14 protein-coding genes are annotated in these 14,193 nt (G+C 40.3%); 4 read left to right on the plus strand and 10 right to left on the minus strand.

Translation table 11 applies throughout. The annotated features are described in order from the left end of the window. Positions 1-6: 6 nt before the first annotated feature. Positions 7-3,135: a multidrug efflux RND transporter permease subunit gene (locus MTF64_RS07385; RefSeq protein WP_064386778.1), complete on the minus strand. Its 3,129-nt coding sequence runs from the start codon at positions 3,133-3,135 to the stop codon at positions 7-9. 2 nt (positions 3,136-3,137) lie between these two features. Beyond that, positions 3,138-4,370: an efflux RND transporter periplasmic adaptor subunit gene (locus tag MTF64_RS07390; protein ID WP_248451032.1), complete on the minus strand. Its 1,233-nt coding sequence runs from the start codon at positions 4,368-4,370 to the stop codon at positions 3,138-3,140. 148 nt (positions 4,371-4,518) lie between these two features. Here MTF64_RS07390 and MTF64_RS07395 point away from each other — a divergent pair, with 148 nt between their 5' ends. Next, complete coding sequence (locus tag MTF64_RS07395; protein ID WP_024033768.1) at positions 4,519-5,457, plus strand: LysR family transcriptional regulator; 939 nt, start codon at positions 4,519-4,521, stop codon at positions 5,455-5,457. On the opposite strand, the gene MTF64_RS07400 is transcribed toward MTF64_RS07395, so the two are convergent. Then, complete coding sequence (locus MTF64_RS07400) at positions 5,446-6,723, minus strand: VCBS domain-containing protein (RefSeq protein WP_248451033.1); 1,278 nt, start codon at positions 6,721-6,723, stop codon at positions 5,446-5,448. The genes MTF64_RS07395 and MTF64_RS07400 overlap by 12 nt on opposite strands. Before the next feature lie 215 nt (positions 6,724-6,938). On the opposite strand from MTF64_RS07400, the gene MTF64_RS07405 reads away from it, so the two are divergent. Next, on the plus strand, positions 6,939-7,178 hold the full coding sequence (locus MTF64_RS07405; protein WP_024033770.1) for an RNA recognition motif family protein: 240 nt from the start codon (positions 6,939-6,941) through the stop codon (positions 7,176-7,178). Positions 7,179-7,234: 56 nt separating this feature from the next. Here MTF64_RS07405 and MTF64_RS07410 read toward each other — a convergent pair whose 3' ends face one another. Continuing rightward, complete coding sequence (locus tag MTF64_RS07410) at positions 7,235-7,828, minus strand: TetR/AcrR family transcriptional regulator (RefSeq protein ID WP_248451034.1); 594 nt, start codon at positions 7,826-7,828, stop codon at positions 7,235-7,237. Between the two features lie 122 nt (positions 7,829-7,950). Between MTF64_RS07410 and MTF64_RS07415 the strand changes: the two genes are divergently transcribed. Next, positions 7,951-9,036 (plus strand): MBL fold metallo-hydrolase, encoded by a 1,086-nt coding sequence (locus MTF64_RS07415; RefSeq protein ID WP_248451035.1) that lies wholly within the window; start codon positions 7,951-7,953, stop codon positions 9,034-9,036. Between the two features lie 55 nt (positions 9,037-9,091). On the opposite strand, the gene MTF64_RS07420 is transcribed toward MTF64_RS07415, so the two are convergent. Then, the gene (locus MTF64_RS07420; protein ID WP_024033773.1) at positions 9,092-9,241 is read right to left on the minus strand and encodes a hypothetical protein; all 150 of its coding nucleotides are present in this window, start codon (positions 9,239-9,241) and stop codon (positions 9,092-9,094) included. Positions 9,242-9,396: 155 nt separating this feature from the next. On the opposite strand from MTF64_RS07420, the gene MTF64_RS07425 reads away from it, so the two are divergent. Beyond that, a complete protein-coding gene (locus MTF64_RS07425) occupies positions 9,397-11,019 on the plus strand; it encodes a M28 family metallopeptidase (protein ID WP_248451036.1) in 1,623 nt (540 codons plus the stop codon). 52 nt (positions 11,020-11,071) lie between these two features. Here the strand turns inward: MTF64_RS07425 and MTF64_RS07430 are convergent, their stop codons facing one another. The 5 genes from MTF64_RS07430 to MTF64_RS07450 all read right to left on the minus strand — a co-directional run bounded on the left by MTF64_RS07430 (position 11,072) and on the right by MTF64_RS07450 (position 14,122). Beyond that, entirely contained in the window at positions 11,072-12,016 is a 945-nt protein-coding gene (locus MTF64_RS07430; RefSeq protein ID WP_096042016.1) for an EAL-associated domain-containing protein, read from the minus strand. Positions 12,017-12,248: 232 nt separating this feature from the next. Then, entirely contained in the window at positions 12,249-12,455 is a 207-nt protein-coding gene (locus MTF64_RS07435) for an EF-hand domain-containing protein (protein ID WP_029772194.1), read from the minus strand. Between the two features lie 73 nt (positions 12,456-12,528). After that, entirely contained in the window at positions 12,529-12,732 is a 204-nt protein-coding gene (locus MTF64_RS07440; protein WP_024033777.1) for a hypothetical protein, read from the minus strand. A gap of 422 nt (positions 12,733-13,154) precedes the next feature. Next, complete coding sequence (locus tag MTF64_RS07445) at positions 13,155-13,367, minus strand: calmodulin-like protein (protein ID WP_004585903.1); 213 nt, start codon at positions 13,365-13,367, stop codon at positions 13,155-13,157. A gap of 539 nt (positions 13,368-13,906) precedes the next feature. After that, entirely contained in the window at positions 13,907-14,122 is a 216-nt protein-coding gene (locus tag MTF64_RS07450) for a TIGR02450 family Trp-rich protein (protein ID WP_248451037.1), read from the minus strand. Positions 14,123-14,193 lie beyond the last annotated feature (71 nt).

Genomic DNA, 14,193 nt, shown 5'->3' on the forward strand with positions numbered 1-14,193 from the left:
GTCGGTTTAATTTTTACCACTGCGTTTAAGTATATAATAAAACACAGGTGTAAGTATTAAGCCAAACACCGTTACGCCTATCATGCCAGAAAATACCGCAACGCCCATAGCTTGGCGCATTTCAGAGCCTGCTCCCGATGAGAACACCATAGGTACAACCCCCATAATAAATGCTATTGAGGTCATTAATATTGGCCGTAATCGCAACCGGCTCGCCTCTTTAATGGCATTAAATGCATCCATACCTGTATCTTGTAGCTCTTTTGCAAACTCAACAATTAAAATAGCGTTTTTAGTGGCAAGTCCAAACAACACGATTAGGCCAATTTGGGTGAAAATATTATTATCACCACCATAAATAGCCACACCAATCAGCGCACTTAGCAATGTCATAGGCACAATTAAAATAATAGCGACAGGCAAACGTAAGCTTTCGTACTGCGCTGCTAAAACCAAAAATACAAGCAATACAATAAGTGGAAATACATACATTGAAGTATCGCCCGCTAAAATTTGCTGATAGGTTATGTCTGTCCACTCATACGCAATACCCATTGGCAGTGTTTCATCGAGTATTTTTTCTATTGCGGCTTTAGCTTGGTCAGAGCTATACCCTGGTGCGGGTACGCCGTTAACCTCAGCCGTAACATAGCCGTTATAATGCATTACTCTATCCGGCCCTAAACTATGTTCAATACTAAGCACTGCGCCAAGGGGGATCATATCGCCATTTTTATTGCGCACTTTTAATTGCTTAATTTGCTCTACATCTTCCCTGTAGGGTGCATCGGCCTGCACATTTACCTGGTACGTGCGACCAAATAAATTAAAGTCGTTCACATAAACTGTGCCCAAATAGCCTTGCATCGCTTCAAATAAGGTGTTTATTTCAAGCCCTAAGCTTAGTGCCTTTTTACGGTCTACCTTTACATCTAGCTGTGGTACGTCGGTTGTAAAACTGGTAAACGCATTAGCAAGGGCGGGGTCGGCTTTAGCCTTAGCAATTACTTCATTTGTTACTTGCTGCAAGGTGTCAAACCCTAATGAGCCTCTATCTTCAAGCTGCAGCCTAAAGCCACCAATGGTGCCCATTCCCCTTACTGGAGGAGGCGGAAATATAGCAACATTAGCGCCTTTTATTTGACTAAGTTGTTTATTTAAATCTTCCGCTATTTCAGCTGCCGACATGCGCGGGCCCTGCCGATTTGAAAACGGCTCTAACGGTGTAAACATCATCCCCGAACTTGGGTTTATAGATAAACCATTAATGCTTAAACCTGCAAAGGCAACGGCGTCACTAACGCCTGGGTGCGCCCTGATTATCTCTGACATTTGGCGAACCACCGCTTCAGAGCGATCTAGCGATGCTGCATTAGGTAATTGCGCAAAAGCGACGAGATACATTTTATCCTGCGGCGGAACATACCCTGTTGGCGTATTTTCAAACTGCTGCCACGTTAAGGCCAGTAAACCAACGTATAGCACACCAATTATGCCGCCTTTATGCACTATTCGGCCAACGGCTCCTGTGTATTTACCCGAGGCTTTATCGAACATTTTGTTAAAAGGCGCAAATAACCAACGGCCAAATAATTTATTAATGGCACGACTTAACCAATCGTTGTCTTGCCCATGAGGTTTGAGTAATAATGCAGCCAGCGCTGGGCTCAGCGTAAGCGAGTTAATGGCAGAAAGTACTGTTGAAATAGTAATTGTAAGAGCAAATTGACGATAAAATTGCCCTGTTAAACCGCTCATAAACGCAGTAGGAATAAACACCGCAGCAAGCACTAAAGTAGTGGCAATAATAGGCCCTGTTACTTCTTTCATTGCTTGAGTGGTTGCATCAATGGGGCTTAATCCCTCACTGATGTTTCTTTCAACGTTTTCGACCACAACAATGGCATCATCAACAACAATACCGATTGCTAACACCAAGCCAAATAACGACAACGCATTAAGTGAAAATCCCATTAAGTGCATAAAAGCAAAGGTGCCCACTAATGAAATTGGCACTGCCACCAGCGGAATAATAGATGCTCGCCATGTTTGTAAAAACAGCACGATGACCAACACAACTAATAAAACCGCTTCAAATAATGTATCGACTACAGCTTCAATAGAGCCCCTTACAAATACGGTAGGGTCATACACTATTTCATAGCTCATGCCCTCTGGAAATAGCGCCGACAGTTCAGCCATTTTAGCGCGCACATCGTCAGAAATTTGTAATGCATTAGAGCCTGGCGCTTGAAAAACAGGCACAGCGGCAATTGATTCATTATTAAGAAGTGGCCTAAGGGTATAACTATCTGCACCTAGCTCTACTCTAGCAACATCTTTTAGCAGTGTAATTTCGCCGTTATCACCCGTTTTTACGATTATTTCTTCAAACTCGTCTTGCTCTATTAAGCGCCCTTCTACATTGATAAGCCATTGAAACTCACTGGTGCCTATGGGTTGTGCGCCTAGGCTTCCTGCCGCAGCTTGCTGATTTTGCGAGCGAATAGCATTAACTACATCACTTGGATTTAAATTGAGCGCCGCTAATTTGTTAGGCTCTAGCCACACACGCATACTGTAATCGCCTGCGCCAAATACACGTACTTGGCCCACGCCATTAATGCGCTTTAGCTCATCTTTTATAAATTGATCGCTATAATTAGACAGGTACAAACTGTCGTATCGCCCTGTAGGCGAAGTTATGTGTACCGCGAGGGTAAGGTTCGGTGATGACTTTTCGGTGACTACACCTAGCCTTTGTACTTCCTCTGGTAGGCGAGGTATTGCTCTATTTACCCTATTTTGTACCAAGGTAGTTGCTTCGTCGGGATCGCTTCCTATCGCAAAGGTGACTGTTAATGTCATGGTGCCGGCAGAGTTTGCAAGCGATGACTGGTACAGCATGTTTTCTACGCCGTTTATCTCTTGTTCAAGCACTGTGGCCACGGTTTCGGCTATTACCTTAGGATTGGCACCTGGGTAGTTAGCTGTAACAACAACTGTTGGGGGTACTACATCTGGGTATTCTGTAATAGGTAATTGCCATATGGCTATGGCTCCCCCTATAAAAATAAGAATAGATAAAACCGCTGCAAAAATAGGTCGATGAATAAAAAACTGAGAAAAATTCATTATTACATGCCTATTTCAAGTGTTGGCTCGGCATTGGCTAAGCGGTTTTGATTATCAACCTTTTGCTGCCATGCTTGTAACTCGTTTAAAGTACTTTGCTTTGCCATATTAATTAACTCTGGCTTAATGAGTACGCCAGAGCGCACGCGCTGCAAGCCATTAACTACTATGCGTTCGCCGCTTTTTAAACCTTGTTTAATAACTCGTAGCTCACCTACTTTGTCGCCTAAAGTAATGGCGCGGTATTGCACTTTATTTTGCTCATCAACCGTTAAAACGTATTTATTATTTAAATCGGTACCAATGGCTTTCTCAGCAATTAAAATACCTTGCTCAGTATTGCCCCCTGCTAATTTTAAATGGGCGAATAACCCAGGTAAAATCGCGCCGTCTTGATTATTAAATACAGCCCGCACGCGTAATGTACCGGTTTGGGTATTTACTTGGTTATCAACAAAATTAAGCTTGCCCCAGTGTTGGTAATCTTGCTCATTCGCTAAACGCATTGCCACAGGTAACACGGTAGATTGATTGTTACCAAGGTGCGCTTGTTGATAGTTAAGCCATGTTGCTTCATCAATATCAAAATAGGCATAAACCTGCTCTGTAGAGACAATAGAGGTCATTTCAGTTTGCCCTGCACTGACATAGTTGCCCTCGGTAATTAACGCACGAGACACTCGCCCAGAAATAGGCGCTTCTACGCGTGTAAAGGTTTTGTTTAGCTGTGCAAGCTCAAGGGATGCATTACTTTGTGCTACGTAGGCATTTGCTTGGTCAACCTCTGCGCCTCGGGTCTCTAATAACTCTTTAGATATTGATTTACTTTTAAATAGCTCTTTAGCTCGATTAAAATCTTGCTTTGCTAGTTTTAAGCGGCTTTTTGCTTCATCAAGTTGCGCTGTTAGGCGGTTTACTTGTGCATTAAATTCGCGGCTATCAATTAAAAATAAGGTGTCGCCTTTATTTACCAGCTCACCCTCTTCAAATACTGCCGCTTCAATATAACCAGATACGCGAGGACGCAAAGACACTATTTGCGGCGACTCTAGCCGCCCTGTAAAGCTGTCCCACTCGGTTATTCGCTGACTTATTACTTCGGCCACTTCTACGCCCACCCCTTGCGTAGAATCATCATTACTTTGAATAGAACTTGGCTTATCGCTGCATGCACCCAATATTATCGCTAATAGCGCAATAATAAACGTGTATGCAAATTTATATATAGCTGACATGGTTAACTCTCTTGCTGTACGAGTTGTGTTAAAATCTGCTTATATTATGAACGCGGTAAAAGCATAAAAATAATTATATTATTATATAAAACACATCACTAAAAATGATGTAAAATAATCTTACATTTAAAATTTATAACGGTGCTATATGCGTCCTCAAGAGCTTAATTTACTAATGATTTTTGATGCCATCATGACTGAAGGCAGTATCACTCGTGCAGCAGAGCAATTATCGCTGACACAACCTGCGGTATCTAACGCGCTTGCACGTATGCGCGCAGCGTGGGGAGAAGAGTTATTTATAAAAGATGGCCGAAATATTCAACCTACAGCATTTGCTAACAATTTATGGGGGCAAATACAGGGGCCACTTGGATCATTAGAGCATGCTATAAACCAAAGTGAATTTAACCCAGCGACAGCGCAGCGCACTTTTCGGATTTCTGCCGCTGATATATTTGTAGAAATGATATGGGGGCCTCTTCGTAAAATTATTGAGCAGCAGGCCCCAGGCATTAATATCCATGCAATCCCTAATCGGGCGGTAGAGGCTGCCAATGTACTTAAAGACGCCGAAGCCGAACTGGCAATTAATCGCTACACCCTGTCTGAAAACGTTATTAGAGCCGAGCACTTATTAAAGCCTAAATATGTTGTACTTATGCGCCCTGACCACCCGCTTGCTAATGCCCCTTTAAGTATTACTGACTTTGCTAATACAGATCATTTATTAGTATCAATTACGGGCGATATTTTAGGGCCATCTGATCAAGCACTAAGAGTATTAGGGTTAAAACGCCGAGTAGCGATGACGGTAAATAACGCGGCAAATGTACCTAACATTCTTAAAAATACCGATCTTATTTGTGTCATTCCCTCAATAGCGCTTGAGCAGGAAATATTTACCAATAAGCTCGTAGTTTTAAAAAGCCCTATTGATACGCCACCAACGCCTGTCTCTGTTATTTGGCATAAGCGCCAAGACAACGATGCCGGTTTGCAGTGGATACGCCGCCACATAGTGGCTATTATTCAACAACGTGTAAGTAGCCACGATAAAAAACTAGGCAAATATTTACTGCGCTAAAACGCCTTTTTTAATCACAAAATCAGCAAACCGTACCTGCTCTTCTTCAGCGCGAAGGCTATCGGTTTCGACTATTGAACGATAGATACCCCATTTAGGACGGGCAAAGTCATCATCGCTAAAGCCACGCCACATATCTATGTTTTGCTCGCTAATGCTAAATAGCACCTCGTTGTCACTTAAGCGGGTTAGGGTCATTTCAAATTGCCCCGCTTCACTAAAAGTAGCTTGTACAAATACCGCAATCCATTCATCAGTAATGAGTGACCAGTCGGTTTCGATAAGGTTTTTATCAAGCCCTGTGCTGTTACCGTTTTCATCAAAGCCTGCGCTATAACGTACTTGCAGCTGATTACCTGTACTGTTTTTTTGTGCACCAGAGAGCGTAATAATAGGTTGGTCGTCGTTGCCATTGGTATTGTCGTTGCTGTCGTTACGGGCTTTTATTTGGAAAAAGTGACTGAATTTACTACTTAGCTCAAGCTCGCTAGAGACTTTAAACTTCCAACTGTATTGTACGGTTTCGTCTTTAAAGGCAAGTGTTGCGGCGGGCGATTTATCAAAGGCTTTTATTTCGTTGCGCTGGCGGTCGGTTGCGCCCTTATCTTTATCTTGGTCTTCATCACGATGTGCTAAAAACACAAAGTGATTACCTACAGTTGAGTCAGTATCTTCAATAATATGCACAACATCTTGATGATTCCCGCTATACATATCAGGCGATTCAATTGCACCTTCACTAAACGCATTTTCTATTAATGTATAAGCACTTAGCCCTGTGTTTTCGCCATCGGCATTGAGGGTTGTTTCTTGCGTTACTATAAAATCATCACGGCCTGCAGTGCCTATAATGCTTATAGACACTGTCGCTTCGGTGCCATCTACCGATGTGACGGTTATCTCATCAAGTAAGGTTTCGCCCTCGTTTAGTGCACTCACAGTGGCATGCTCGCCGTTAAGTGTATATGACCAATTACCATCTTCAGTTAAGCTAAATAAACCATAAGCTGTGGTGTTATTGCTTTGCGTTTTAAATACTGCCTCATTGGCTTGTGCATCCGTTATAGACAGTTCACCTGAAATTGCTATATCGCGGGTATTTTCAATACTTACAGCTGTTTGACCGCTAATCACCGCGGCGCTTTGCGCTACAACCGATGCATTTACAGGCTCACTTTTTGACCCTGAGCTGCCGCACCCTACAACTAAAATACCCAAAGAACAAACAGAAGTAATAGTTAAAATACGCAAGCCAAACTTTGACATAAACAACCAGCCCAGGTTAATGGTAAGTAAATAAAGTAAAATATAACTTACCAATTATTTGTTTTAATAACTAGATCTTTATTACCAGTATGGCTTTATAATTGTTAGCTGAGCTATTTGCGAAAAACAACTTTAAATAAAAGGGTAAAAATAAAATTAGGTTAAAGCCAAGTTACTTGAGATAATCCTCAGCGAACCCCTTATTTAGGTTATATATGAAATTATTAGTTCGTAATTTGTCTCGCGCTACCACAGAGCAAGACCTTCGCACGTTGTTTGCAGCACACGGTAAAGTAACTACCTGTAACTTGGTGCTTGATAAAGATACTGGTTTATCAAAAGGTTTTGCCTTTGTAGAAATGCCAAACGACATAGAAAGTAGAAGCGCTATTAAAGCACTTAATCAATTAAGCGTTGATAAAAGCAAAATTCGCGTAAAATACGCAGATGAGTAATTAGTTACTTGCTATATGATTAAAACCAGCTATCTGCTGGTTTTTTACTTTTAAGTTTACGCTTTATATTTAGCCAGAAATAAGCTGACTGTTTGTTCAATTACTTTATTATTTTGCTGATCTGTTATTGTTTCAAACCCATAAAGTAGCGGATAAAACACAAACGATTTTAATTGATACACAAACTGTTTAGCAGCTATATTTAGCTCATCACCTTTTAAAACACCTGCTGTTCTAGCTTGCTCTAAAAAATCTTCTAAATAAGTCATACACCCCATAGTATTATTACTTAAAGACTTTGCTAGCTGCGGCTCTTGTAGCATTTGCATAAAGGCAATTTTAGCTAAACGTAAAAAATCAGGCGATGTAAGCATAGCCACTTCTTGCTCGGCAATAGCAGTAAGCTGCAAATCAATTGGTTGATTTTTATTAAAGTAAATAACATCACCATGATTAATTTTAGCCAGCATAGTCGTTAAAATAGCCTGAAATAGCTCTTCTTTTGTCGCAAAGTGATTATAAACAGTTCGCTTAGAAGCCTCCGCTTTTGCAGCAACTTGATCCATACTAGTGTGCTCTACACCTTTTTCAAAAAACAGATGCTCTGCTGCTTGAAGAATATTTATGCGTTTTTTTTCTGATAATTTCATAATGGGTTCTGCAATTGTTAATAGCTACATTTTAACTAAACAATAAAAAAATGCACTGTATAGTTTACTTTTCACCAAAACAATGAAAAACTACACTCACTAGTTTACTTTAAGGTTTAACGATGACATTTATAAGATGGGTAGTTGTGATCATCGCCATCATTGTTTTTGGAGGTTGTAGCGTGAATAAACAGATAGTTGCGCAAGGTGTTAATGAAGCACCTAATGTAGATAACTACGAAAATGGTAGATTTCATAACCATCAACAGGTTGAGCCGAATAGCTTTAAGAAAACACTCGGAATTTTAGGGCGTTACATAACAGAAAAGCGTACCAACATTACACCTAAAAAGCCCATTGCAATTAAAAGTGTTACAGCAAAAATGCTTAACTCCCTTGCAAATAATACTGTGCATGTCATTAAACTTGGCCACTCTAGCGTGCTTTTAAAAGTGCATGGCGAATACTGGTTACTCGATCCGGTATTTAGTGAGCGCGCATCTCCTTTTTCTTTTGTAGGGCCAAAGCGCTTTTCTAAATTACCTATTAGTATTAGCGAACTGCCACCAATCGATAAGGTGCTTATTTCGCACAACCATTACGATCACCTTGATAAATCTGCTATTAAAAAGCTGTCTGCAAAAACTAAGCAGTTTTATGTGCCACTTGGTGTAGATACCGATTTAGTTAAGTGGGGAGTGGATGAAAACAAAATTAGCACATTTAACTGGTGGCAGGAGTTACAAACCGAACATGCATTAGTTGCCTTTACTCCTACCCAGCATTTTTCGGGCCGTGGATTAAGTGATGCAAACAACACACTTTGGGGTTCGTGGGTTATTAAAACCTCCCAGCAAAGTGTTTATTTTAGTGGTGATTCGGGTTATTTCGCAGGCTTTAAAGAAATTGGTAACAAGTACGGTCCTTTTGATTTAACCCTAATTGAGACAGGCGCCTACGACAAAGATTGGGCCGATATACACATGACACCAGAGCAATCGGTTCAAGCTCATATTGATTTACAAGGTAAAACTTTAGTGCCTATTCATAACGGTACGTTTGACTTGGCGTTTCATGCTTGGGTTGACCCATTTGAACGAGTAACGGCTGCAAGCAACATAAATAACGTAACATTGAGTACACCCGAGTTTGGACAAATATTTACCCCTACCGACGCTGCAATAACCCATAAATGGTGGAAAAACTAATTTGGTAGGTGTTTTAAAGGTATTTATTACAAGGTGTTAATTAAATAAGCGGCTATTAAGCCGCTTTTTTTATACTAATTGTACCTAACACTACAAAAGATGCAGCTAAAGCAAAAAACATCGCTTGCTGTGCGAGCAAAGCTGCTGCAAAAAATGCTACGCCGCTGCCTATAAACAGGTATCCGCTTTTTTTAGATTGGCTCATTGTGTGTGCTCCATTTATTGTTGTCGATTATTTATACACCCTACACCGGCAATTTTCAATTTTTGAAAAATAGAACTGGCAAAATGATAAATATTCGACTCACATCAGTGCTTCCTTTATATTAAAAGCCAATTTTTAAAACTATTCAGAAAACTATGGCCTCTACTCTTTTTAAAAGCGCTAGCCTAAGCCTGCTAGTCGCTCTCTTTGGTTGCTCTGAACCTGCAAGCGAGCATTCTCCTTTAGAAAATACGCTCGGCGTAAGCCTAAATAACGTTAAACAGCATATAAAAACGCTAGCCTCTGATGACTTTCAAGGTCGCGGCCCACTTACTCATGGTGAAGTAAAAACAGTGAGTTACTTGAGCGAGCAATACGAAACTATGGGTTTAACTGGCGCGTATAATGGTAAGTTTTTACAGCCGGTAAAAATGGCAATGGTCACGGCCAATCAAAATATGCAATTGCAGGTAGGCGACTTAAAGTTTAAAGCAGGTAACGATTTTACCGCCCGTACAGAGCAATTACAGCCAGTAATAGATGTACGAAACTCTGACATTGTATTTGTGGGCTACGGTATTAATGCCCCCGAATACAACTGGAACGATTACGAAAACATTAATGTTGAAGGTAAAACCGTTATTGTATTGGTAAACGACCCTGGCTTTGCTACACAAAACGATGCGTTATTTACAGGTAATGCTATGACCTACTACGGCCGCTGGACTTACAAATACGAAGAAGCCGCACGCCAAGGTGCCAAAGCGGTATTTATTGTGCACGAAACTGCCCCTGCGGCTTACCCTTGGGGCGTGGTTGAAAGCTCAAACACAGGGACTAAATACACCCTGATGGACAATAACCTAAACGCTTCTAAGCTCCCAGTTATGGGCTGGCTAACACTTAATACTACTGAGCAAATTTTTAATGCCGCACAGCTTAACTATCAAAATTTAAAACAAAAGGCTTTAAGTGATGACTTTAAAGCCACAGCGCTTAATTTAACAGCCAACCTTTCATTTAAAAACGAAGTATCGCATGCCAAATCACATAACGTAGTTGCGCAAATTACAGGAAGCGACGCCCCTAATGAGTACGTGGTAATAGGTGCTCATTGGGATCATTTTGGTACCAAGCAAACCGACAGCGGCCCTAAAATTTATAACGGTGCAGTGGATAATGCCTCTGGCACAGCGGCCACACTTGAAATTGCCCGCATTATGAATCAAATCCACCAGCAAACACCGTTTAAACGCTCTATTTTATTTGCTAATTTTACCGCAGAAGAAACTGGCCTCATTGGCTCGCAAGAATTTGCAACCGGTGGCGTTGTGCCCACTAAACAAATGGTCGGGCTATTAAATATTGACGGAATGAACGTGCTAGATGGCACCGATTACATTTTGCAATACGGTAAGGATTTATCCACCCTAGAAAACTACCTAGCAAACGCGGCAAAAGCACAAGGTCGCGTTGTTAAAATGGACCCCCGCCCGCAAAACGGTTTGTTTTTTAGATCAGATCATTTTTCTTTAGCTAAGCAAGGTGTGCCGAGTTTATTATTTATGAGCCTTGGCGATACCGACCCTGATTACATTGCGCATAAATACCATAAAGAAGCCGATGATTACTCGCCGCAGTGGTCCTTAGGTGGCGTAAAGCAAGACATAGAGCTTATTGTTGATATAGCCACAAAGCTTGCTAACAATGGCGATTGGCCTACATGGACGAGTGACTCAGACTTTAAAGCAAAGCGCGAGCAAGATAAGCCGCATTAGCAGATAAAGTTTAAAGCTAAATAATAATCATACCAATCGCATTAAAATCCTCCTACTTGGAGGATTTTAATTTTGAGCGCGCCCGCATTAGTAAGGTTTCGGCTTTGGCCCCTAAATACACATAAATAGCCAAGGCTATTAAAAGCCCTACCACCGCAAGCATCATCGCAATGGCCGGTAATAAGTATTCAGCCTGCCCCAACGCTGCCTTAAACATGGTTAATAGCGCCTCAATAGATATTGCAATTAGCACGGTAGATATAAACCGAGTAATTGTGCGCCGTGTAGAAGAGTGCCTAAATATATCCTTATGCATTAAAATCTCTTCTTCGAGAATGGTCTTTCCTAAATCAAACACGGCCAACGCTAAAGTAATATATATAATAATGCTAAAGGGCTCGAGAGGATCAGACGCTGAGTCAAAGTGGGTTAATAATGCATATATATCGTTAAATACTATGCTCAGTAAAAAGAGTACCAAAGTAAATAAACACGCCACAATCACCCCATAACCCGCTTTAAAATAAGGCGAAATACCGGCACGCGCGCTGTCTCCCATTACAAACTCAATTAACTGGGTTAAGCATACGTCTAACACTAAATAATGCTGCTGGTTAATTGGCTTTTTTAGCTCTTTAATAGCCGAAATACATACATGATTAGTTGCGATAGAAATATACGGATCGGTAAAGCACACCGAATCGGTTTGTTTAGATTGTAAAAAGTAAGGGCGCTCACTTAAGTCTTGCTGATTGCCTTGCTCGGCTAATTTTTTATAGGCACGCTTAAAGCAAACGTTATTGCCTTGCTGAAGCCCAGATTCGTTTAAACAATATTGCAGCTCTAAAAAGGGATATTGCTTTACTAAAAAACGCGTATCTCGATTTTTGTTAAGCCCATCTTCAATACTCATTAAAATAGAGTCAAGCAAGCTGTGTATTACTTGCTCATACTCATGGTAGCGCTCAACACTACTTATATAACTCATTCGCGCCATAATTGTGTACTCACTTAGTTGCTATAGCGTTAACTAAGCAAGTTTAAAACCAAGTATAAAAAGTGTTTTTATTCATCAGGTTAAGGTTTTAACTTGCGCTCATTTGCACCTATTTGGTGAAAAAGCAGTTATGCCTGCGCCATGCACAAAAAAAGCAGCTAAGTAAATGTTACTTAACTGCTTTGTGAGTATGACCTGATAAATTTTAAGCGCGTAAAACTACGCCATAAAATTATTGTACTTTAGAAAACTCTTGCTGTGAAAGCTCACCATTTTTATCTGTATCGAGCTTATCAAACAACCGTGCTAACTGAGCGTTGGCTTGTGCTTCTGTTTTGCTAATTACGCCATCGCCATTGGCATCAAAACTGTTAAAGTCGACCGCGGCAAACGCCGCTGATGAAGAGGCAAGTGCTAGAAGTGCGATAAATTTTTTCATAATCATTTCCTTAGGCTAAGTGCTTGGCAAAGGGGAAGAAATCCTTTTCTGAGATCCATAAAGGGAGAATCGGTTATTTGTATTCAAAAAAATCGTTTTCGGTTAGGCCATTTCGGCTTTGCATATTTAATTGCTGCATTATTTGTTCTGCTGATTGATCACTTTGGTTTGTTAAACCACCTTCGCCTTGCATAGGTGTTTTAAACTCTGTATTTGCCAATACCACCGATGATGACACCAAGGTGATAAGTACAAGTGTTGTTTTCAGCTTAGTCATAATGTAATCCTTCAATAATATGCATTACCTGTATAAATTTGCACTGAGGTGGTTACAATTCACTTCCTTGTTATTCTTTTTAATAGGCTCCCTTGCCTATTTAGGTTGTCTTTGGCAACTCAGAATCATGCTTACACCACAGCGCATTAATCGTCTACGCTTGTAAAACCTCTGCTTTAAAAAGTTTACCGCTTGTGTTGGTATCAAACTTTGCAAATGTGCCAGAAAATACCAGCGCTATTGCAAGCAAAGTTGGGTATCGCTTTTACATATCGATTCCTTCGCTATGCGTTTATAATAAAATGCCCTGTGTATTACACTGTCCTTGTTATTCTTTATGGTAAGCTCCCTTGCCTACTTAGGTTGTCTTTGGCAACTCAGAATTAACGTGCCACTGGGCGTTAACTACTCAAAGCACTCCCTTATGCTTTGTCGAACTCACTCTTAGATAGCTCGTTGTTTTTGTCAGTATCAAGTTTTGTAAACTGACTCATTAATTCAGCATCAGCAGATGCTTCTAACGGGCTTAATGTGCCACTGCCATCTTTATCGAGTGTGTCAAAATCTGTTACTGCAAAAGCCGCTGATGAAGAGGCTAAAGCCATTAATACCAATGTTGATTGTGCCTTTTTCATAATGAAATCCTTCATAGGGTTAGGGGAGTAGCCAATTGGCGTTACCCACGTTTTGCTTAATACAGCTTAGCTATTACAACTTCAGTGCCATGTTTTATTTTTACCTAATAAACAATGAGTTATACGATAAGTATATGAAAAAATTAAGTTTCGAGTGGTATTTTTGTTGCTTTTTAGCAACAGCTAGATGAGCCACTTTAAATAAACCATTAGAATCAACAGCTTATGATTTATAAAAAAGCCACACATGAGCTAAAAGCTAACTAAAAACATAATGTGGGGAAGTTTAAGAATAAACTAAAGCTGAACAGCTTAATTAAAACAATTAAACGCCATAAAACCTAAAACATAACCAATTGAAATATATTGACATTTATAAAATTTTTAGCGTTTATTTTTTAAAAGCATGGCAAGCCTGTAAAAAACAGGCATTTGTTGCCAAATGGCGAATTTAGTAAAAGGCAGGGGTTAAAAAGGGAGCGCATTGCATTTAGTTGGGCATAACAAATTGGCGTTTTTAAAGTATAAAAACAATTTAACTACTTCCAGCCTTGACGCCATTTTTGTGTGTCTTTTAAATCTCGCCAGCGTATTGAGTACTGATCTTTAGAAAATACCGACTCGGTAATGCACTCAATTACATTACCCTCTTCATCGTATTCTACCTCTACAATGATAAAGTGTTTTTCTTTATTGATAGCTGGAGTGGCAGTCCACTTACTGTTTAGTAATTTTTTAGGGTTTAACTTATTCATTAAATAATCTAGTGTGCTTAATTAACACTAATACGACATAACCCGTTGTTTAGCTCAACATAAAGTTAGGC

It is taken from the genome of Pseudoalteromonas sp. 2CM41L, assembly GCF_023161905.1.
GTDB classification, from domain to species: domain Bacteria; phylum Pseudomonadota; class Gammaproteobacteria; order Enterobacterales; family Alteromonadaceae; genus Pseudoalteromonas; species Pseudoalteromonas atlantica.